The sequence below is a fragment of the Streptomyces sp. NPDC001843 genome (assembly GCF_042891955.1).
GTDB lineage: Bacteria > Actinomycetota > Actinomycetes > Streptomycetales > Streptomycetaceae > Streptomyces.
Map to the genome: position 1 here is coordinate 205499 of NZ_JBIATQ010000008.1, position 20233 is coordinate 225731.

The 20233-nt window shown below is 73.5% G+C and carries 16 protein-coding genes; 5 read left to right on the forward strand and 11 right to left on the reverse strand.

Going from position 1 to position 20233, the window contains the following annotated elements; all coding sequences use genetic code 11:
- Positions 1–36: 36 nt before the first annotated feature.
- Entirely contained in the window at positions 37–648 is a 612-nt protein-coding gene (locus ACFYZQ_RS21585; RefSeq protein ID WP_389150002.1) for a hypothetical protein, read from the forward strand.
- Between the two features lie 81 nt (positions 649–729).
- On the opposite strand, the gene purH is transcribed toward ACFYZQ_RS21585, so the two are convergent.
- On the reverse strand, positions 730–2319 hold the full coding sequence (purH, locus tag ACFYZQ_RS21590) for a bifunctional phosphoribosylaminoimidazolecarboxamide formyltransferase/IMP cyclohydrolase (RefSeq protein WP_389150005.1): 1590 nt from the start codon (positions 2317–2319) through the stop codon (positions 730–732).
- Positions 2316–2945 (reverse strand): phosphoribosylglycinamide formyltransferase, encoded by a 630-nt coding sequence (gene purN, locus ACFYZQ_RS21595; protein WP_389150008.1) that lies wholly within the window; start codon positions 2943–2945, stop codon positions 2316–2318. Before purN ends, purH begins: the two co-directional genes overlap by 4 nt.
- A 280-nt stretch (positions 2946–3225) precedes the next feature.
- Between purN and ACFYZQ_RS21600 the strand changes: the two genes are divergently transcribed.
- Entirely contained in the window at positions 3226–4008 is a 783-nt protein-coding gene (locus tag ACFYZQ_RS21600) for a hypothetical protein (RefSeq protein ID WP_389150011.1), read from the forward strand.
- A gap of 18 nt (positions 4009–4026) precedes the next feature.
- Here the strand turns inward: ACFYZQ_RS21600 and ACFYZQ_RS21605 are convergent, their stop codons facing one another.
- A complete protein-coding gene (locus tag ACFYZQ_RS21605; RefSeq protein ID WP_389150014.1) occupies positions 4027–5580 on the reverse strand; it encodes a DUF6350 family protein in 1554 nt (517 codons plus the stop codon).
- An 86-nt stretch (positions 5581–5666) separates the two neighbouring features.
- Between ACFYZQ_RS21605 and ACFYZQ_RS21610 the strand changes: the two genes are divergently transcribed.
- Positions 5667–6512 carry an RNA polymerase sigma factor gene (locus ACFYZQ_RS21610; protein WP_389150017.1) on the forward strand — a complete coding sequence of 282 codons (846 nt, stop codon included), beginning with the start codon at positions 5667–5669 and terminating at the stop codon, positions 6510–6512.
- Between the two features lie 204 nt (positions 6513–6716).
- On the opposite strand, the gene sucD is transcribed toward ACFYZQ_RS21610, so the two are convergent.
- The 7 genes from sucD to ACFYZQ_RS21645 all read right to left on the reverse strand — a co-directional run bounded on the left by sucD (position 6717) and on the right by ACFYZQ_RS21645 (position 16393).
- Entirely contained in the window at positions 6717–7601 is an 885-nt protein-coding gene (gene sucD, locus ACFYZQ_RS21615) for a succinate--CoA ligase subunit alpha (RefSeq protein ID WP_388791736.1), read from the reverse strand.
- 28 nt (positions 7602–7629) lie between these two features.
- On the reverse strand, positions 7630–8811 hold the full coding sequence (gene sucC / locus ACFYZQ_RS21620; protein ID WP_389150020.1) for an ADP-forming succinate--CoA ligase subunit beta: 1182 nt from the start codon (positions 8809–8811) through the stop codon (positions 7630–7632).
- 419 nt (positions 8812–9230) lie between these two features.
- The gene (locus tag ACFYZQ_RS21625; RefSeq protein ID WP_389150023.1) at positions 9231–10604 is read right to left on the reverse strand and encodes a hypothetical protein; all 1374 of its coding nucleotides are present in this window, start codon (positions 10602–10604) and stop codon (positions 9231–9233) included.
- A 155-nt stretch (positions 10605–10759) separates the two neighbouring features.
- Positions 10760–11620, reverse strand: coding sequence for a hypothetical protein (locus tag ACFYZQ_RS21630; RefSeq protein ID WP_389150026.1), 861 nt, complete (start codon positions 11618–11620; stop codon positions 10760–10762).
- A gap of 95 nt (positions 11621–11715) precedes the next feature.
- Complete coding sequence (locus ACFYZQ_RS21635) at positions 11716–12921, reverse strand: VWA domain-containing protein (protein WP_389150028.1); 1206 nt, start codon at positions 12919–12921, stop codon at positions 11716–11718.
- Complete coding sequence (locus ACFYZQ_RS21640) at positions 12918–15266, reverse strand: DUF5682 family protein (protein WP_389150030.1); 2349 nt, start codon at positions 15264–15266, stop codon at positions 12918–12920. Before ACFYZQ_RS21640 ends, ACFYZQ_RS21635 begins: the two co-directional genes overlap by 4 nt.
- Positions 15263–16393, reverse strand: a complete 1131-nt coding sequence (locus ACFYZQ_RS21645) for an AAA family ATPase (RefSeq protein WP_389150033.1) — start codon at positions 16391–16393, stop codon at positions 15263–15265. Before ACFYZQ_RS21645 ends, ACFYZQ_RS21640 begins: the two co-directional genes overlap by 4 nt.
- 132 nt (positions 16394–16525) lie before the next feature.
- Here ACFYZQ_RS21645 and ACFYZQ_RS21650 point away from each other — a divergent pair, with 132 nt between their 5' ends.
- Both ACFYZQ_RS21650 and ACFYZQ_RS21655 read left to right on the forward strand, forming a co-directional pair.
- Complete coding sequence (locus ACFYZQ_RS21650) at positions 16526–17893, forward strand: SWIM zinc finger family protein (protein ID WP_389150036.1); 1368 nt, start codon at positions 16526–16528, stop codon at positions 17891–17893.
- A gap of 139 nt (positions 17894–18032) precedes the next feature.
- Positions 18033–19664, forward strand: a complete 1632-nt coding sequence (locus tag ACFYZQ_RS21655) for a DUF5691 domain-containing protein (protein ID WP_389150039.1) — start codon at positions 18033–18035, stop codon at positions 19662–19664.
- Here the strand turns inward: ACFYZQ_RS21655 and ACFYZQ_RS21660 are convergent.
- Positions 19646–20062 carry a cobalamin B12-binding domain-containing protein gene (locus ACFYZQ_RS21660; protein ID WP_389150042.1) on the reverse strand — a complete coding sequence of 139 codons (417 nt, stop codon included), beginning with the start codon at positions 20060–20062 and terminating at the stop codon, positions 19646–19648. The two genes, ACFYZQ_RS21655 and ACFYZQ_RS21660, sit on opposite strands and share 19 nt — an antisense overlap.
- Between the last annotated feature and the right edge of the window lie 171 nt (positions 20063–20233).

Sequence of the window (20233 nt, forward strand, 5' to 3'; positions counted from 1 at the left end):
TCGTCCCCGCACTTGAGCAACGGAGGAAACAGCGCCATGAGTTTCGGCGACCCGAACAACCCCTACGGCCCGCCGCCGCAGGGTCAGCAGCCCGGTTACCCGCCGCAGCAGCCGCAGGGCCAGCCCGGCTACGGCTACCCGACCGCTCCCCCCGTCCAGCCCGGCTACGGCTACCCCACCGCCCCGCCGGTCCCCCAGGGCTACGGCTACGGCGCGCCGATGGAGATGCCGGGCCTGATCAAGACCGCCCGGGTGCTGCTGTTCATCATGGCCGGCCTGCAGTTCCTGGCCGGCCTCGTCATCGGCATCCTGGCCGGTGCCGTCCAGGACGGCTCCAACGGCATCGGCACGGGCGACGACACCGGCACGGCGACCGGTCTGCTCATCGTGTTCGCCCTGCTGATGCTGGCACTGGGCACTCTGTCGATCTTCCTGGGCGTGAAGTTCAAGAAGGGCGGCAGCGGGATCCGCATCACGACGATCGTGTACGCGTCGCTGATGCTGCTCGGCAGCCTGGTCAACATCGTGAAGGGCGCGGGTGGTTCGGGCACCTTCGGCGGGGTCGTCTCCCTCGCGTTCGGCGCCGTCATCCTCGCCTCGATGGTGAACAGCGCGGCCTCGGCGTGGTTCAACCGCCCGAAGTTCTGAGCGCGGCAACCCGCCGGCACACACCAAGGGCCGTGTCCCACCCGGTGAGGGGGGACACGGCCCTGGTGCGTCAGGGGCAGGTCAGTGGAAGAAGTGGCGCGTGCCCGTGAAGTACATCGTCACGCCCGCCTTCCGCGCGGCCTCCACGACCAGCTCGTCGCGGACCGAACCGCCGGGCTGGACCACAGCCTTGACGCCGGCCGCCGTCAGGATCTCCAGGCCGTCCGGGAAGGGGAAGAACGCGTCGGAGGCGGCGTACGAGCCCTGGGCGCGCTCGGCGCCGGCCCGCTCGACGGCCAGCTTCGCGGAGTCGACCCGGTTGACCTGTCCCATGCCGACGCCGACCGAGGCGCCGTCCTTGGCGAGCAGGATGGCGTTGGACTTCACGGCCCGGCACGCCTTCCAGGCGAAGGCGAGCTCCCTCAGCTCCTCGGCGTCGAGCGCCTCGCCCGTCGCCAGCGTCCAGTTGGCCGGGTCGTCGCCGTCGGCCTGGAGACGGTCCGTCTCCTGGAGCAGCACGCCGCCGTCGATGGCCTTGACCTCGACGGGGTTGGCCGGTGCGCCGGGGGCCTTGAGCACCCGGATGTTCTTCTTCTTGGTGAGCGCCTCCAGGGCGCCCTCCTCGTAGTCGGGGGCGACGATGACCTCGGTGAAGATCTCCGCGACCTGCTCGGCCATCTCCTTGCTGACCGGCCGGTTGACGGCGATGACGCCGCCGAACGCGGACAGCGGGTCGCAGGCGTGCGCCTTGCGGTGCGCCTCGGCGACGTCGGCACCGATCGCGATGCCGCAGGGGTTGGCGTGCTTGATGATGGCCACGCAGGGCTCGTCGTGGTCGTACGCGGCACGGCGGGCGGCGTCCGTGTCCGTGTAGTTGTTGTACGACATCTCCTTGCCGTGCAGCTGCTCGGCGACCGCGAGGCCGGTGCCGCCGGCGTCGACGTACAGGGCGGCGGGCTGGTGCGGGTTCTCGCCGTAGCGCAGGGTGTGCGCGCGCTCCCAGGTGGCACCGAGGAAGTCCGGGAACTGCCCCGCGGCGGAGCCGCTGTCGGCCGCGGCGTCCACCGGGGCGTACGAGGAGGCGAACCAACTCGCCACCGCCACGTCGTAGGCGGCCGTGTGCTGGAAGGCCTCGGCGGCCAGCCGCTTGCGGGTGGCCAGGTCGAAGCCGCCGTCCGTGGCCGCGGCGAGGACGTCCCCGTACCGGGCGGGGCTGGTGACCACGGCGACCGACGGGTGGTTCTTCGCGGCGGCACGGACCATGGAGGGGCCGCCGATGTCGATCTGCTCCACGCACTCGTCGGGCGCGGCGCCCGAGGCGACGGTCTCGCGGAACGGGTAGAGGTTGACGACGACGAGGTCGAACGGCTCCACCCCCAGCTCGGCGAGCTGCTCGCGGTGGCTGTCGAGGCGCAGGTCGGCGAGGATGCCCGCGTGCACCCTGGGGTGCAGCGTCTTGACCCGGCCGTCCAGGCACTCGGGGAAGCCGGTGAGCTCCTCGACCTTGGTGACGGGGACGCCGGCGCCGGCGATGCGGGCGGCGGTGGAACCGGTCGAGACCAGCTCGACACCGGCCTCGTGCAGCCCGCGGGCGAGCTCCTCCAGACCGGTCTTGTCGTAGACGCTGACGAGCGCCCTGCGCAGGGGCCGCTTGTTGCTCTCGGCGGTCACTGGATAACTACCTTTCGTCCCTCGATCCGATAGCCGTTGCGGGCGATCCGCCCCACGACCTCGACGAGCAGTCTTCGCTCGACTTCTTTGATGCGCTCGTGCAGAGCGCTCTCGTCGTCCTCGTCGCGGACCTCCACCACGCCCTGCGCGATGATCGGTCCGGTGTCGACGCCGTCGTCGACGAAGTGGACGGTGCAGCCGGTGACCTTGGCGCCGTACGCGAGCGCGTCGCGCACGCCGTGGGCTCCCGGAAAGCTGGGCAGCAGGGCGGGATGGGTGTTCACGAACCGCCCGCCGTACCGCGCGAGGAACTCCTTCCCCACGATCTTCATGAACCCTGCGGAGACGACGAGGTCGGGCCGGTGCGCGGCGACGGCCTCGGTGAGGGCCAGGTCCCACTGCGCCCGGTCCGCGTGGTCCTTGACCTTGCAGACGAAGGTGGGGAGCCCGGCGCGTTCGGCGCGGGCGAGCCCTTCGACGCCCTCCCGGTCCGCACCGACGGCCACGACCTCGGCGCCGTAGGCCTCGGGGCCGACGCGGTCGATCTCGTCAAGGAGCGCCTGGAGATTGGTGCCGGATCCGGAGACCAGCACGACGAGGCGCTTGGCCACGGGCTTGGCGGCCACGGTGGGGCCCTTTCTCGGGGAAGCGGGTTCGTGCGGGCGGCCTGTGTATTCCTACGAATGCTTCACGCCCCCCGATACGGGGAAGTCTACGAAGCAGCCGACCGCCAGCAACGATACCGGCACCTGGGACGGCCCCCACGGGACGGGGGCGTGGCCGGAAGGTAGCGTCTGGGGGGAACTGGTCGGGAACGCGGCCGTCGCGCGACGCGTTGCCTTCACAGACAGCCCATGACAGCCCATTCGGACAGCCGTATCTCACCTAGGGGAAGACGCTCATTTGATGCCGGACCGCAGTCTGCGACTCCTCACGTTCCCCCCGCAGCCGGAGCAGGGCAGGGAGCGGGGTGCCGTGCTGCGGGAGCGGCCCGCCTCACCGCCCGACGCGCCCTCGGGCCGGCCGGACGGCGACGGCCAGGAGGGCACGCCGGCCGACGACAACCCCTTCGCCCCACCGCCGGAGGGCACACCGGACCGGCCGTGGCAGCCCCGCCGCCCCTCGGGTTCCGGGGGCTCTCAGGGCGGCCAGGACTCCGGCGGCGAGGGCCACTCCCCGTGGGGCAGTCAGTGGAGCGACCGCCAGCCCGGCCGCTCCTCCGGCGGTTTCGGTGAGCGGCCGGGCGGCGGCCCCGAGGGCCCGGGCGGCGGCCCGCCCCCCAATCTCCGCTGGGACCCCACCGACCCGGCCCAGCGCCATGCGCGCTACGCGCTGCTGTGCGGCATGTGGGCCTTCTTCTTCGCCCTCTTCAGCTGGCCGTACGTGGCCCTGCTGCTCGGCGCCCTCGCGCTCCACTGGGGCATCAGCGCACTGCGGGCCAAGCCCCGCAGGCCCGACCCGAACACCCCGGCGCCGGAGCCCACCGGCCGTCCCCAGACCACCGCGGCGGTCAGCGGCCTGGTCACCGGCTCGCTGGCCCTGGCGCTCGTGGCGGCCACCTTCACCGCCCAGCTCGTCTACAGCGACTACTACACGTGTGTGAACGACTCCCTCACCAGCGAGGCCCAGCAGTCGTGCAAGCAGTTGCTGCCGCAGGAGCTGCGGGGGCTGCTGGGGGAAAGCGGCTGAGGGCCGGATCTCCCAAGGTCACTCCTCGTCCGGTCGCATGAGCTCTTCCGGGGGAGCCGCCGGCTCGGTCGGCGGGGCGGAGGATGCCGGCAGGGCGGTCGCGGCCGGTGCCTCGCCCGGCACGGCCGGCAGTACGTCGTAGGCGTCCAGGGCGCTGTCGTACACGGACGTCCCGGGCGTCGGCGCCGATGCCCGCTCCCTGAGCCGCGGTGCCTCGTCCCGCTTCCGCGGTGCCTGCTCCCGGGGCTCGGTGGCTCGTTCCGTCCTGGCCCGCGAGGACCGCCCGCCCCACCACCGCACCACCACCGAGACCGGCACCGCCACCGCCCCGACCCAGGCGGGCACCACACTGCCGACCTGCCACCACACCGGCCCGAACCGGGACAGCGCCGCCACCCCGAGCGGGCCGCCCGCGAGCTCCGCCAGCAGGGCGAAGGCCCCCCCGCACAGCAGGGCCGCCAGCAGTGCCGTCCCGGCCGCCCGCCAGGGCGACCAGCGCGCCCCTCGCCGTCCGGGCCGCGCCGCGCAGCAGGCGACCGTCACCCCGGCCGTGACCGGGACCACCAGGGCGGCCCACCGCCACGGCGTCGCGAGGGCCGCGTGCGGCACCGCCGCCAGCAGCGGGAACGGCGGCAGCAGCGGTGCCGGATCGGCGGCGAACGGATCGACCTGGTGCCCGGCGCCGAGCGCGAATCCGGTGCCGAGGGCGTACGCCACCGTCCACACCGCCGCGTTCGGGATCAGCGCGGCGCACAGCAGCAGCACGGCGAACCGTCCCGTCCAGCCCTCCGTCAACTGCAGGAAGGAGGCGCGGGCCGCCGCCCCGTGCTCCACCAGTGACACCCCGAGCAGCAGCGCCCCGCCGCCGAGGAGCGCCGCCGTCCCGGCCAGCGCCGCCCGCACGGCCGCCCCGAGCGCGGCCCGCCCGCCCGGCGCCAGGGCCCGGCGGCGCAGGAACCCCGGCAGCAGCGCCAGCACACCCAGCACCGGCTCGCGCGGACGGCCGTACGCCGTCCACACCCCCACCCCGGCCCCGACCAGCGCAACGAGCGGCAGACACACCGCCACCCGCCCCCACTCGGGCCGCAGCGCACCGCCGGAGGCGTACAGCGCCGCGCCGGCGCCGACACCGAGGTAGCCGATGACGACGCCCGTCCACGCCGTGCACGCGTCGACCGGCGGCGGGCCGTCGGGGTCGTCCGGCGCGTCGGTGGCGTCCCGTGCCGCCCGGTACAGCAGCCAGAGCGGCAGCGCCAGGAGCAGCAACGGGGTGACGCCGACGGGCGCGGGAACGCCGGTGAGCGTCTCGGTGCGGACCAGTTGGACGCCGTGCGCCAGCAGCCAGAGCGCGGCGGCGACGTGCAGAGCTCCGCCCGGCCCGCTGTCGGGGTAGGGGGAGCTGACCCACAGCACCATGACCAGCACGGCGAAGCAGCCGAGACCGAGCCCGGCCGCGACCGCGCCGCCCAGAAGGCTCCCGGCCAGTCCTGGCGAGCGGTCACGCAGCCGGGTGAGCAGGCCGGTGAGCAAGCGGGTGAACAAAAGCGACAACGACGGTCGGCGAGCGGTCATCTGCGTCACATCGCCATGCTCCCAACGACACGCGCTTTCCCGGCGTAACAGGCGAACCACCGAAGTGTCGCTCAATATATGTTTATGTGTTTTTTCTACCGGAGGACTGCCCGGTGACGCCCCGTCAGGCCGAGGCCTCCCTGACGCCCGCTCAGGCTTTCGACGCGCTGTACGAGTTCTGCGCCCCGGCCCTCGTACGGCAGACCTACCTGCTCACCGGGCGGCGCGAGTCGGCCCGTGCCGCTGTGGAGCGTGCCTTCGAGCTCGCCTGGCAGCGCTGGCCGGAGGTGGCCCGGGACCGGGACCCGGCGGGCTGGGTGCGGGCCGTCGCGTACGAGTGCGCGCTCTCCCCCTGGCACCGCTTCCGGCTGCTCCGCCGTCCCGATCCGCCCCCGGCCGACTCCGCCGACCAGGCCCTGCTGCACGCCCTGCTGACGCTTCCTCCGGCCTACCGCCGCACACTCCTGCTGTACGACGGTGTGGGCCTCGACCTGCCGGAGACCGCGGCGGAGACGGAGGCCAGCACACCGGCGGCGGCCCGCCGGCTGATGCACGCACGGGCCGCGGTGGCCGCGCGGGTCCCCGAGCTGGCGGACTGCGATCTGCTGCACCGGCGCCTGGCCGAACTCGCCTCGACCGACCGGCTGGAGGCGGCCGGACCGAAGGCGGTGCGGTCGGTCGGCGAGCTCCGGGCCCGCCGCTGGACCCGGGCCGCGATCGCCCTCACGGCCTCGGTCGTCGGCGCCACGACCCTCACCCTGCGGACGGCCCCGACCCACTACGAGAAACCCCCGGGCCCCGCCCAGGCGGTACGGGGCGTACCACCACGGGCGGCCCTCGGCCCGCTGTCCGACCAGGAACTGGCCCTACGGACCAAGCTCCACCAGGAGGCGGCGAGGGGCCCGGAACGGGTGGTCCCGTTGCCGCGGTGAGCGACCTCGCTGCGGGCGGTCGTGCCTCCCCCAGTGTCTTAAGGACCTGGGGGAACCCCCGGGGCGGCACGGGTGGGCGGTGGGGGTCCCCCCGGTCGAGCGAAGCCGAGAGTGGGGGAGGCACCCGGCCGGCGCCGGTGAGCGAAATGCCGGTGGGCCCGCCCCACCCGGGGAACGGGCCCACCGACGCTCAGCTCACATACCTCAGCCGGCCAGGATCTCCCGGGCCAGCTTCGCCGTCTCGGTCGGGGTCTTGCCGACCTTGACGCCCGCGGCCTCCAGGGCCTCCTTCTTCGCCTGGGCGGTGCCGGACGAACCGGAGACGATGGCGCCGGCGTGGCCCATGGTCTTGCCCTCGGGCGCGGTGAAGCCCGCGACGTAGCCGACGACCGGCTTGGTCACGTTCTCCTTGATGAAGGCCGCGGCACGCTCCTCGGCGTCGCCACCGATCTCACCGATCATCACGATCAGGTCGGTGTCGGGGTCGGCCTGGAACGCGGCGAGGGCGTCGATGTGCGTGGTGCCGATGATCGGGTCACCACCGATGCCGACGGCCGTCGAGAAGCCGATGTCCCGCAGCTCGTACATCATCTGGTACGTCAGCGTGCCGGACTTCGAGACCAGACCGATGCGGCCCGGCTTGGTGATGTCGCCCGGGATGATGCCGACGTTCGACTGGCCCGGGGTGATGATGCCGGGGCAGTTCGGGCCGATGATCCGGGTCTTGTTGCCCTTCTTGCCGGCGTACGCCCAGAAGGACGCCGTGTCGTGCACGGCGATGCCCTCGGTGATCACGACGGCCAGCGGGATCTCGGCGTCGATGGCCTCGACGACCGCGTCCTTGGTGAACTTCTCCGGCACGAAGATGACGGAGACGTTGGCGCCGGTCTTGTCGATGGCCTCCTTGACGGTGCCGAAGACGGGTACCTCGGTGCCGTCGAAGTCCACGGTCTGCCCCGCCTTGCGCGGGTTCACGCCGCCCACGACCTGGGTGCCGTCACCGAGCATGAGCTTGGTGTGCTTCATGCCCGTGGCGCCGGTCATGCCCTGGACGATGACCTTGCTGTCCTTGTTGAGCCAGATAGCCATGGTGTGTTGGTGTCCTCGTCCTGAGTGCTTACTTGGCGGCGTGGGCCAGCTCGGCGGCCTTGTCCGCCGCGCCGTCCATGGTGTCGACGCGCTGCACCAGCGGGTGGTTGGCGTCCGTGAGGATCTGCCGGCCCAGCTCGGCGTTGTTGCCGTCGAGGCGGACGACGAGCGGCTTGGAGACGTTCTCGCCGCGGTCCTCGAGGAGCTTCAGGGCCTGGACGATGCCGTTGGCGACCTCGTCGCAGGCGGTGATGCCGCCGAAGACGTTGACGAAGACGGACTTGACGTCCGGGTCGCCGAGGATGATCTCCAGGCCGTTGGCCATGACCTGGGCGGAGGCGCCACCGCCGATGTCCAGGAAGTTGGCCGGCTTGACGTTGCCGTGCTTCTCACCGGCGTACGCGACGACGTCCAGGGTGCTCATCACGAGTCCCGCGCCGTTGCCGATGATGCCGACCTCGCCGTCGAGCTTGACGTAGTTGAGGTTCTTCTCCTTGGCGGCGGCCTCGAGTGGGTTGGCCGCGTCCTTGTCGTGGAGCTCCTCGTACTCGGGGTGACGGAACTCGGCGTTCTCGTCCAGCGACACCTTGCCGTCGAGGGCGATGACCTCGCCGGAGGCGACCTTCGCCAGCGGGTTGACCTCGACGAGGAGGGCGTCCGACTTGATGAAGGTGTCCCACAGCTTGATCAGGACGTTGACGACCTTGTCCGCGACCTCGGCCGGGAACTTGGCGGCCTCGACGATCTCGCGGGCCTTGGCCTCGTCCACACCGTCGATGGCGTCGATCGCGATCTTCGCGACGGCCTCCGGACGGGTGGCCGCCACCTCCTCGATCTCCATGCCGCCCTCGACGGAGGCGATGGAGAGGAAGGTGCGGTTGGCACGGTCGAGGAGGAAGGAGACGTAGTACTCCTCGACGATCTCCGGGGCGGTCTCGGCGATCATGACCTTGTGGACCGTGTGGCCCTTGATGTCCATGCCGAGGATGTCCGTCGCGCGGGCGACGGCCTCGTCCGCGGAGGCGGCCAGCTTGACGCCACCGGCCTTGCCGCGGCCACCGACCTTCACCTGCGCCTTGACGACGGACTTGCCGCCCAGACGCTCGGTGATCGCGCGCGCCGCCTCAGGCGTGTCGATGACTTCACCGGCCAGCACCGGTACATCGTGCTTGGCGAAGAGGTCCCTCGCCTGGTACTCGAACAGGTCCACGCGCTTCCGTCCCTATCAGTGATCTCGCGGTTCGTTGGATGCGTGGGCGTGCCGCGAAGGGCAACGTGACGTCCGCCTGAGTCACAAGGGAAGCGCACACGGTGTCCGAGCGCGCGGCATGTCCGTCTCGCAGGTTATCTCTGCTTGCGGGGGGCCTCTAAATCGGCGGTCACACCTGAGCGGTGATACCTGTCACATGATGCCGGGTTGTGCGGCACGGCGTGCCGCGGGGCGGGGCCTCACCGGGCTGGGGTTGACCCGGTGAGGCCTCTGAAATGGCCCTCGAGGGCCGCGGGCGGCTGATCCCCACCCCAATGGGGACCAACCGCCCCGGGTCCGTGAACTGTCGGTCGGACGGGCCGACGGCATTCGGCCGTCCAGGCCGTTCAGCCTCACGGAGTCGGTCGGGACGGGCCGGCTCAGACGCCGTACGTGTGCCCGTCGTGAACGGTGTGCGGGTTCTGCACGTTGTGCGTGTACCCCGTGTCATGGACATACGCAGGTGTGGCCGACTCGGCCACACCCGTCACGCCATGGACCGCGTGCCAGGCGAGCGGGCCGGCGGCGGTGCGGGCGGTGCCGGTGAGGTCCTGCGCGAACGGCGGCACCTGCCCGGCGACCTGCCGGCCGAAGGAGCCGGCCTCGCCCGTCACTCCGTACGCCAGCGTCGCGGTGCTGCCGGTGACCGGCCGGACGGTCCGCGCGACGGTGTCGACGACCGGCCGGACCGCCCCGGTCACCCCGTCGGCGAACGGCGGCACCTCATCCACGACGCCCTGCGCGAGCGGCGGCACGGCCCCGGCGACCCCGCCCGCGAAGGGCTGGACGTCACCCGTGACCCCGTACGCGAGAGCCCCCGCGTCCGCGACGGCCTGCCCGGCGACCGGCACGACCCCGCGCACGGCGGTGTTCGCGACGGGCGGCAGCACCGCGTCCGTGGTCCCGTGGGCGGTCCGCCCGACGAGCCCGGTCGCGTACGGCGGTACGTCGGCGACGACCCCGGTGGCGTACGACGGCACGTCCACAGCGGCGTCGGAGGCGACCCCCCGCACCCTGGTGACGGTGTCTGCGGCGACGGGCCGGACACCCCCGGCGACGCCGCCCGCGACCGGCTGGACGTCCGCCACGACGCCGTACGCCGCCCCTGTCGCGGCGGCCACGGCGTGGTCGGCGAGGGGCGTCACCCCGGCCACCGCACCGCCGGCCAGCGGCCTGACGCCGTCCACCGTGCCCGTTGCGGTCGGCACGGCCCCGGCGACCGCGTGCCCGGCGACGGGCCCCGCCCCCGTCACGGCGTGCCCGGCGACCGGCAACGCCCCGTCCAGGGCCGTACCGGCCACCGGCGGCGCGACGGCGGTGGCCGTCTCGTCGACGACCGGGGTGAGCGTGGCCCGGGAGGCGGTCAGCGCGTTCTCCAGCTCGGGGGCGAAGGTGGAGAGGGGGCCGAAGAGGTAGTCGATCTCTCCCTGCGGAGAGGTGTTCGCGGCGGCCTTCTCGGCCGTCCGGTCCGTGATGCGGGCGGTGGTGGTGGCCGCCTTCGCCGCGCGGGCCGCGCGGGCGCCCTGGACGGCCTGGGCGCCCCTGACCTTCGCGGCCGTCGCTGCCGGGACTTCGGCGGTCGTGGTGAGCTTCGTCTGCGCCCCGGCCGCGGTGCCCGCAGTGTCGGGCGCTGTGTCGGGTGCCGAGAGGGGCGAGGCGGGCAGTTCGTCGGCGCTGGCGACAGCAGAGCCGAGTGCCCATGCGCCGGTGACACCGGCGGCTATGACGATGGAGCGGCGGATGTTCTTGTTCATGCGTGCGTCAGTTCCTTCAGAATTCCGGGACGTCTTGAGCGGCTTGCCGTCCGGAGAACGCAGGGATGTCCGGACGGGCGGGCAGACCTGTTCCGCCCCCGCGCGGCAGGTCCACGGCCGGAGAAATGGCCGTTTCTGCCTCGGGGAGGAGAGCCCTAGCCGGGGAAGACGGGAACGTCCCGGTACCTGTCCCGGGTCCCGGACGCGTCGACGCGCGACGTGACGCCGGGTGTCAGTCGCGGTGGTGCCAGGTGGTCCGGGGTGACGGCGTGCGCGTCGGCATGGCGTGGCGTGCCGCTGTCGACCGCCGCCCGGTTGGCGAGCACCCCGCCCGGGTCCCCGCCGGGCGCGGGACGCGAGGGAGTTCCGGCCCGGTCCACGGCGCGGTGGCCGTCGACGGGCACCCGCGTGAACGGCACGCCGACGCCGGTCGTGATCCGCGGACCGAAGGACGCGGTCACCGTCGCACGGTGTCCGGTCCGGACTCCGACACGGGGAACCGCACGGGTCTTCGCACCCTCGTGGCCGCCGGACGCGGTTCCCGGCGACGACACCTCCAGGCCGCCCGGCTGCTGCGGCACCGGCGGGTCGACGACCGGCGAGGGCAGCGAAGGCAGCGAGGGCTGCGCCGGCGGCTTCGGCGGGGCGGGCACGGTGGGCAGCGCCGGCAACGACGGGGCCTTCGCCCGGGCCTCGTCCAGGTCCCGGGTCACCGTGCCGGCGAGGTCACCGACCGGGCGCGGCACCTCGGCGCCGACGGATCGTACGACTCGTACGACCTGCCCGGCGGTCACCGAAGTCACCGAAGTCGCCGAGCCCACCGACGGCACAGGGGTCACCGGTGGCGCTGAAACCACCGGCGTTGCCCCCTCGGCCGCCTGCGCCTGTTCGCCGCAGAACAAACCGAGCACGACCAAGCCACCCACCAGCAGGGCCAGTTGCAGCGCACGCCGTCCGGCCGCCGTACGCAACACGCGTACAGCGGCACCGGGCAGCAGGGCGGCTGGCCAGGTCAAGGGCGGAGGGTCCTGTCGTACGGGGGAACGGCTGACGGGCCGACGGATGTGCGGTCGATCCTCGCACGCCCCGCCCGAGCTTGCGCAAGCCCCCCTTACCGATGGGTACTCATGTCCGGTTGGTCTGTGTCCGGTACGGGAAGTGGACGCTTCTCGATCGCCGCCGCCATCACCTCCGGGAACAGGTCGGGTGTGCAGGCGAACGCCGGTGCGCCCAGCGCGGCGAGCGCGGCCGCGTGCTCCCGGTCGTAGGCGGGCGCCCCTTCGTCCGACAGCGCGAGCAGCGTCACGAACTGCACTCCCGACGCCTTCATCGCCGCGACCCGCTTGAGCATCTCGTCGCGTATACCGCCCTCGTAGAGGTCGCTGATCAGCACGACCACCGTCTCCGCGGGCCGGGTGATCTGCGACTGGCAGTAGGCGAGCGCGCGGTTGATGTCCGTGCCGCCACCCAGCTGGGTGCCGAAGAGGACGTCGACCGGGTCGTCGAGCTGGTCGGTGAGGTCGACGACGGCCGTGTCGAAGACGACGAGCCGCGTGCTGATCGACCGCATGGAGGCGAGCACCGCCCCGAACACGGACGCGTAGACGACGGACGCGGCCATCGAACCGGACTGGTCGATGCAGAGGACGACCTCCTTCTTCACCGACTGCGACGCCCGCCCGTAGCCGATGAGCCGTTCCGGCACGACCGTCCGGTACTCCGGCAGGTAGTGCTTGAGGTTGGCCGCGATCGTGCGGTTCCAGTCGATGTCGTGGTGGCGCGGGCGGGTGACGCGCGCGCTGCGGTCGAGAGCGCCGGTGAGGGTGGCCCGGGTGCGGGTGGCCAGCCGTTTCTCCAGGTCCTCGACGACCTTGCGCACGACCGCCCGTGCCGTCTCCTTCGTCGTCTCCGGCATCGCCTTGTTCAGCGACAGCAGCGTGCCGACGAGGTGCACGTCGGCCTCGACCGCCTCCAGCATCTCCGGCTCCAGCAGCAGGGTGGCCAGTCCGAGCCGGTCGATGGCGTCCCGTTGCATGACCTGGACGACGGAGGACGGGAAGTACGTGCGGATGTCCCCGAGCCAGCGCGCCACGGACGGCGCGGAAGCCCCGAGCCCGGCAGCCCGGTCCCGGCCCGTCTGCGGCCGGTCTCCCTTGCCGTAGAGCGCGGTCAGCGCGCCGTCCATCGCCGCGTCCCGCCCGGACAGGGAGCATCCGGTGCCGTCGGCCGCGTCTCCCCCGAGGACCAGCCGCCAGCGCCGCAGCCGCTCCCGGCCCGCGTCGTCATCCGTACGCGGGTACACCGCCTCGGCCGTCATGTGCCCACCCCCACCAGGTCGTTGTCGTCGGCGAGCGCACCCTCTGAGTCCAGGCCCAGCAGCAGCCGCAGCACCGGCAGCACGGCGTCCGCGCGCGCCGGGTCGAGGCCGGCCGCGAAGCCGGGTGTGCCGGAACCGGTGCTCGCCGCGCTCCCCCGCTCCCCCGGCCCGCGCCGCACCAGCTCCCCGAGGGTTCTGCGCACCCCCGCCTCGTACGCCGAGAACGTGCGCCGCAGCAGCGGCAGTACATCCGTGAAGGCCTCCGCCGGCACCGCGGTCAGCCAGGCGTCGACCAGTCCGAGCAGCCGCTCGTCGTGCACGAGCAGCATCCCGCCCCCACCGCCGACGAAGCCCTCGATCCACGCCGCGGCGTCGGCGGGCGGCGTCCCCGGCGACAGCGCCAGCCCCATCAGCCGGGCCGCCGCGTCCTGTCCCAGCTCCCCGTCGTCCAGCAGGAGCCGCACGGCACGCCCCCGTATGACCCCGGGCACGGCTTCCCGCGCGGACAGGGTCCGCAACACCGCGCGCCACCGCGGACGCAGATCGCCGTGACCGGGGACGGCCGCCTCCGCGAGCATTCCGACCGCCCCGTGCATGGCGTCCACATGGCCGCGCATCTCGTCGGCCGCGTCCGCGTCCAGCGCGACGCAGGCCGGGGGCAGGCCGACGAAGACCCGCTCGGCGATGCCCGCGGCGACCTCGGCGAGGGCCTGGGTGCCGGTGCCGCGCACGTCGCCGTAACGCAGGGAGCGGACCAGGGCGGGCAAGGCCTGCGCCAGATGGCCCACGTCGGTGTCCAGCGCCGCGCGGTCGGCGAGCGCGCGCATCACCACCGACAGGGCGTCCGTCAGTTCCGCGAGCAGGCAGTGCTCCGCGAGGGCGGTGACCTCGGCGAGGGACCGGGCGGCCAGGGCGTCCGCCTCGGCCTTGCCGGTCGCGGCGGCGACGACGGTCGTGCCCCACACCCCGGCTTCGGCCACCCGCACGGACAGCTCCGGCTCCCAGCGCAGCCGCCACGTCTCCCGGAACGTGCCCGTACTGCCCCGGGAGGCCACCGGCTCGCCCCAGTCGACGCCGAGCAGCCGCAGCCGGTGCAGCAGCCGGCTGCGCCCGGCGTCGGTCTCCTTGCGCAGGTCGAGCTCCAGCTCCCGCTCCAGCGCCTCCGGTCTGAGCCGCAGCCCGCGCTGCTGCCGGTCCAGGTCGCGCTGCAGCGGCACCGCGGGCGCACCCTCGGGGACTTCGCCCAGGACGTCCCCGACCACCAGCCGGTCGTGCACCAGCGCGAGGGGCACGTCCGAGCCCTCGCACATCACCGCGCGCACCGCGTCGGTGGTCTCGCTCAGGCCGGCCAGCGGTCGGCCGCGCATCGCGGCGAGCGTCTCGGCCAGCCGTACCGCCTCGATGACATGGGCCGAGGAGACGATCCGGTCCTCCTCGCGCAACAGCCTCGCGACCTTGGTCAGCCACCGCTCCACGGGCCGGTCCGGCGCGGTGAACAGGTGTCCGTACCAACCCGGCGAGTCGATGCCCGCGCCGTACCCACCGGCCCGGGCCAGTCTGCGGTTCGTCCATGGCACCCAGGTCATGTCCACCTTGACCTTGGGCAGCCCCTTCAGCAGCGCCCGGTCCGCGGCGACGGCGGTCTTCTCCCGCAGCGCGGGCACATGCCACGCCCCGCACACCACGGCCACCCCGTCCGCGAACTCCCGCTGGGCCGCCCGGATCTGCAGCCTCATGTACGCCTCCCGCACGGGGTCCCGGGTGTGCCCGCCGGTGCCGTACCGCTCCCGCAGCGCGCCCATGGCCTCCTCCAGGGCGGTGAACGGCGCGAACGGGTCACGGTCGCCCACGCCCCGGTGTTCGACGACGTCCTCCCACCAGCGCTCGGGATCGTCGTAACCACCGGCCCCTGCGAGCACGGCGAGGGGGTCGAGGCGGACGTCGCCAGCCTCGCCGTCCTGCCCGGGCGCCTTCGCCTCTCCTTCTTCTCTCCCCCACGCCAGCGTGTGCGCGGCGGGCAGGTCGACGAAGCGGGCCGGAACCCCGTGTTCCAGCGCCCAGCGGATCGCCACCCACTCCGGGGAGAACTCGGCCAGCGGCCAGAAGGCCGAGCGGCCGGGCTCGTCCACGGCGTGGGCTAGGAGCGCGACCGGTGGCCGCATACGGTCGTCGGCGGCCAGCGGGATCAACGCGTCGGCCTCGGGCGGCCCCTCGATCAGCACGACCCCCGGCCGGGCGGCAGCCAGCGCGGCCCGCACCGCCCGCGCCGAGCCCGGTCCGTGGTGCCGCACACCGAGCAGCAGCGGTCCGGCGGCCGATGCCTTCGGCCATCGGGTGTCGTTCACGCGCTCACCTCCCGGCAGGCCCGGTAGAAGTCCTTCCAGCCGTCCCGCTCACGGACGACCGTCTCCAGGTACTCCTGCCAGATGACACGGTCGGCCGCCGGGTCGCGGACGACGGCGCCGAGGATGCCCGCGGCCACGTCGGCCGGCCGCAGCACGCCGTCCCCGAAGTGCGCGGCCAGTGCGAGACCGTTGGTGACGACCGAGATGGCCTCGGCCGTGGACAGCGTGCCGCTTGGCGACTTCAGCTTCGTACGGCCGTCGGCGGTGATGCCGTCGCGCAGTTCACGGAAGACGGTCACGACACGGTGGATCTCGTCGATGCCGTCGGGCACGGCCGGCAGGTCCAGGGAGCGGCCGATCTGGTCGACACGGCGCGAGACGATGTCGACCTCGGCTTCGGCGCTCTCCGGCAACGGCAGCACCACGGTGTTGAATCGGCGGCGCAGGGCGCTGGACAGGTCGTTGACCCCGCGGTCGCGGTCGTTGGCGGTGGCGATGAGGTTGAACCCGCGCACCGCCTGCACCTCCTGCCCCAGCTCCGGTATCGGCAGCGTCTTCTCCGACAGGATCGTGATCAGGGTGTCCTGCACGTCGGCCGGGATACGGGTCAGTTCCTCGACGCGGGCCGTCATGCCCTCGGCCATGGCCCGCATGACCGGGCTGGGCACCAGGGCGTCCCGGCTGGGGCCGTGGGCGAGAAGCTGCGCGTAGTTCCAGCCGTAGCGGATGGCCTCCTCCGGGGTGCCCGCCGTGCCCTGCACCAGGAGGGTGGAGTCGCCGCTGACGGCCGCCGCCAGGTGCTCGGACACCCAGGTCTTCGCGGTCCCGGGCACGCCGAGCAGCAGCAGCGCCCGGTCGGTGGCGAGCGTGGTGACGGCGACCTCGACGATGCGGCGCGGTCCCACGTACTTCGGTGTGATCACGGTGCCGTCCGGCAGTGTGCCGCCGAGCAGGTACGTGGCGACCGCCCACGGCGACAGCTTCCAGCGGGCCGGGCGCGGGCGGTCGTCCTGCGCGGCCAGCGCGGCGAGTTCGGCGGCGAAGGCGTCCTCGGCGTGCGGTCGCAACGCGGCGGACGGCTGCTTCCCGTCCGTCTGCACGGACGTCGGTTCCACGGACACAGACATGGCTGAGGCCCCCTCCAGCTCGGCCGGTTCGGATCTGTCACCAACCCTGCACCACACCACTGACAATCACTCTGACCTGCACAGACGCGCTCTCCGGGTCGATTGTCAGTGGCGGGACCTACCGTCGGTGGCATGACTGAGCAGGGGGTGCGCTGGACCGCGGAGCAGGTGCTGGCTCTGGCGCCTGACGCCGCGTCACGCAAAGCGGGGAGCAAACTCGGCGCGGCGGGGCCGTGGTCCGAGACGGGCAGTTCCGACGAGGGGACGGTGTGGGGGCTGTGCAAGGGAAGCGGCAGCAGGCCGTATCAGACAATCGTCGACATCGCGAACATCGCGGACGCGGCGGGGCCGGCGTACAAGTGCAGTTGCCCGAGCCGCAAGTTCCCGTGCAAGCACGCGCTCGGCCTGCTGTTGCTGTGGGCCGGCGGGGACGGTGCGGTGCCGGTCGCCGACCGGGCGCCGGACTGGGCGGAGCAGTGGATCTCGGGCAGACGCAGACGCTCGGCGGACGGGCAGACGGGGGGCGCTGGGAGTTCCGCTTCCGGGGCCGCTGACCCGGAGGCCGCCCGGCGCCGGGCGGAGCGCCGGGCCGAGCGGGTCACCTCGGGCGCGACGGAGCTGGAGCAGCGGCTGGCGGATCTGCTGCGCGGCGGTCTCGCCTCGGCGGAGCAGGCGGGGTACGGGCTGTGGGAGGAGACGGCGGCCCGCATGGTCGACGCCCAGGCGCCCGGCCTGGCCGCCCGGGTGCGGGGGTTGGGGGCGATACCGGCGTCCGGGCCGGGGTGGCCGGTGCGGCTGCTGGAGGAGTGCGCGCTGCTGCACCTCCTCGACCAGGGCTGGCTGCGCCACGAGCGGCTCCCGGACGCCCTCGCGGCGACGGTCCGTTCCCGGGTCGGCCTGCCGGCCTCGGCGGACGGCCCGCCGGTGCGCGACCACTGGCTCGTCCTCGCCCAGTACGACACGTCCGACGCCAAGCTGACCACGCGCCGGATATGGCTGTACGGCGCCGAGTCCGGCCGTACGGCTCTGCTGCTGTCGTACGGTGCGGCCGGACGGGCCCCCGAGCTGGCGCTGCCGGTCGGGCTGACCCTGGACGCCGAGGTGTCCGCGTATCCCGGCGCCGGGCAGCTTCGGGCGGCCCTGGGCGAGCGGTTCGCCCCGCCCGCGCCCGCCGCGATCCGGCCGCCGGGTCTCACCACGGCCGAGGCGGTCGCCCGGTACGGCGAGGCGCTGCGGGACGATCCCTGGCTGGACGCGGTCCCCGTCACGCTGGACCGGGTCGTCCCGAGCCCGGCCGGTGACTCCTGGCAACTGGCGGACGCCGACACCGACTCGGCTCTTCCCCTCACTCCCGCCGCCCGCTCCCGCCCGGGGCTGTGGCGCCTGGTCGCGCTGTCCGGCGGCGCCCCCGTCAAGGTCTTCGGCGAGTGCGGACACCGGGGTTTCACTCCGCTGGCGGCCTGGCCCACGGGAGCCGGGGAGGCGGTGACGCTGTGCTGACCGCAGGAAAGCGCGCATACAGCACGACTCGGGGGACATCCGATATGGGCCACCGTTCAACCAGTCCGCGAACAAACCGCCCCGGCCCCCGGGGCCGCCGGTCACTTCACCCCACCGCCCACCGATCGAGAGGCACGTCATGAACGGCACCCCCGCTGCGGCGGACGCGTCCGCCGCGGGCGCCTGGGAGGAGCTCGTCACCACGGCCCTGCTCGGTACCGACCGGCGCCCGCCGACCGGTGGCGGGCCCGGGCGGGAGGCTCCGGTGGCGCTGCTGGACGCGGCGGCCGTGGAGACCGTACGACGACGGGCCGGGCTCCGTCCGGCCACGGCGGCCCGGCGGCCGGAACCCGCTCCCGAGGACCCTCGCCCGGCGCTGCCCGCCCCGGCGGTCCGCAGGCTGGCGATGCTGCTGGCCGACCGCCCCGGCACCGGCGGAGGCGGCCGCCGTGGCACCTTGCCGGACCTGATGGAGCTGCTGCCCCAGTGGCTCGCGGCGGCGAACACACACGGGTACGCACCGCCCCCGCAGGCGCTGCCCGCGCTGCTGGACGCGGCCCGGGGGCGTACGGACCTGCGTCCCGCGGTGCTGGCGTTCGGGGGCTCGCGGGCGCTGTGGCTGGCCCGGCTCAACCCGGACTGGCGGTTCGCCCTGCGCGCGGCACCCGGCGGCGGCGCGGCCCTGCCGGACCTAGACGACGCCGGCGAGGTGGGACGGCTCTGGGAGGAGGGACTGTTCGCCGAGCGGATCGCGCTGCTCGCGGCGATACGGGCGCGCAGGCCGGCGGTCGCGCGCGAACTGCTGGCGGCGACCTGGGCCACGGAGCGCGCGGAGGACCGGCTGATGTTCCTCGACTCGCTGCGCACGGGGCTCACCGCCGAGGACGAGCCCTTCCTGGAACAGGCCCTGGCCGACCGCAGCCGCAATGTGCGGGCGACCGCCGCCGAGTTGCTGTCGGCACTGCCCGGTTCGGCGCTCGCCGCGCGGATGGCGGTGCGGGCCGGGGCGTGTGTGGCCGTCGATCACACCCGGGACACGGCAACGCTCGTGGTGGAAGCGCCCCTTGAGTGCGACACGAGTATGGAACGGGACGGTGTCGTGTCCAGACCTCCTATGGGCAGAGGAGAGCGATCGTGGTGGCTGGGTCAGCTGGTGGAGGCGGCACCGCTCGGCGTCTGGCCGGCACGGCTCGGCGGGCGCACGCCCCAGGAGATCGTGGCGCTGCCGGTCGCGGACGACTGGCAGGGCGAACTGCACGCGGCCTGGTGCCGCGCGGCGGTGCGCCAGCGGGACGCGGAGTGGTCCCGCGCGCTGCTCGGCCCGCCGTCGGCGCCCGAGGCGGGTGGGCCCGGAGCGGTCTCCCTGGCGGAGCGGGCGAAACTGCTGGGCACGCTGGGCGCGGAGGAACGGGCCGCCTGGGTGGCCGGGTTCATCGCGACGCACGGACTGTCCGAGGCGTTCCAGCTGCTCGGGGTGTGCGCGGTGCCGTGGGCCGCGCCGCTCGGGCGGTCCGTGGTGGACGCCTTGGAGATCGCGCGGGACGCGGGGAGTTATCCATGGAGCTTCAGTGGCGTGATGGGCCTGGCCGAGCGGTGCCTGGATCCGGCGGAGGCCTCACGGCTCGACGGGCTGCTGGCCGTGCCGGACGAGCCGGAGGACGCGTCGCCGGGGGCCGGAGGGTACTGGGCGGAGGCGTTCCAGCGGCTCGTCACGACGTTGCGGCTGCGCGCGGCGATGGCAGACGAGCTGCGCTACGCCTCCGCGGACTGACGCGCGTTCTCCCGTACCCACTCCACGATCGAGGCCGTGGTCGCCCCGGGCGTGAAGATCTCCGCGACGCCCTTCTCCTTCAGGGGCGCGATGTCCGCCTCGGGGATGATGCCGCCGCCGAAGACCAGGATGTCGTCGGCCTCGCGCTCCTTGAGGAGGTCGATGACCGCCGTGAAGAGGGTGTTGTGGGCCCCGGAGAGGATGGACAGGCCGATCGCGTCGGCGTCCTCCTGGATCGCCGTGTCGACGATCTGTTCCGGCGTCTGGTGGAGGCCCGTGTAGATGACCTCCATGCCGGCGTCGCGCAGGGCCCGCGCGATCACCTTGGCGCCGCGGTCGTGGCCGTCGAGCCCCGGCTTGGCCACCACCACGCGGATCGGACCGGCTGCCACACCCATCGCTGCCTCCATGAAGCGAGAAGTGAACGAACGTTATCCACAGCATCCCGCAACCGCCAGTTTCACGGCACCGACCGAGGGGGAAATCACACGGTGGGACACGTTCGGGAGCCGCGGCGTGGTCCACGGCGTCAGGAAGGACACGTCGGGCACGTAGGGCAGGACGCCGCG

Bases quoted from the DNA above. Each gene is read 5' to 3' on its own strand.
- ACFYZQ_RS21585 (WP_389150002.1), top strand. From the start codon at position 37: ATGAGTTTCGGCGACCCGAACAACCCCTACGGCCCGCCGCCGCAGGGT.
- ACFYZQ_RS21600 (WP_389150011.1), top strand. From the start codon at position 3,226: ATGCCGGACCGCAGTCTGCGACTCCTCACGTTCCCCCCGCAGCCGGAG.
- ACFYZQ_RS21605 (WP_389150014.1), bottom strand. From the start codon at position 5,580: ATGACCGCTCGCCGACCGTCGTTGTCGCTTTTGTTCACCCGCTTGCTC.
- sucD (WP_388791736.1), bottom strand. From the start codon at position 7,601: ATGGCTATCTGGCTCAACAAGGACAGCAAGGTCATCGTCCAGGGCATG.
- ACFYZQ_RS21625 (WP_389150023.1), bottom strand. From the start codon at position 10,604: ATGAACAAGAACATCCGCCGCTCCATCGTCATAGCCGCCGGTGTCACC.
- ACFYZQ_RS21635 (WP_389150028.1), bottom strand. From the start codon at position 12,921: ATGACGGCCGAGGCGGTGTACCCGCGTACGGATGACGACGCGGGCCGG.
- ACFYZQ_RS21645 (WP_389150033.1), bottom strand. From the start codon at position 16,393: ATGTCTGTGTCCGTGGAACCGACGTCCGTGCAGACGGACGGGAAGCAG.
- ACFYZQ_RS21650 (WP_389150036.1), top strand. From the start codon at position 16,526: ATGACTGAGCAGGGGGTGCGCTGGACCGCGGAGCAGGTGCTGGCTCTG.
- ACFYZQ_RS21655 (WP_389150039.1), top strand. From the start codon at position 18,033: ATGAACGGCACCCCCGCTGCGGCGGACGCGTCCGCCGCGGGCGCCTGG.
- ACFYZQ_RS21660 (WP_389150042.1), bottom strand. From the start codon at position 20,062: ATGGGTGTGGCAGCCGGTCCGATCCGCGTGGTGGTGGCCAAGCCGGGG.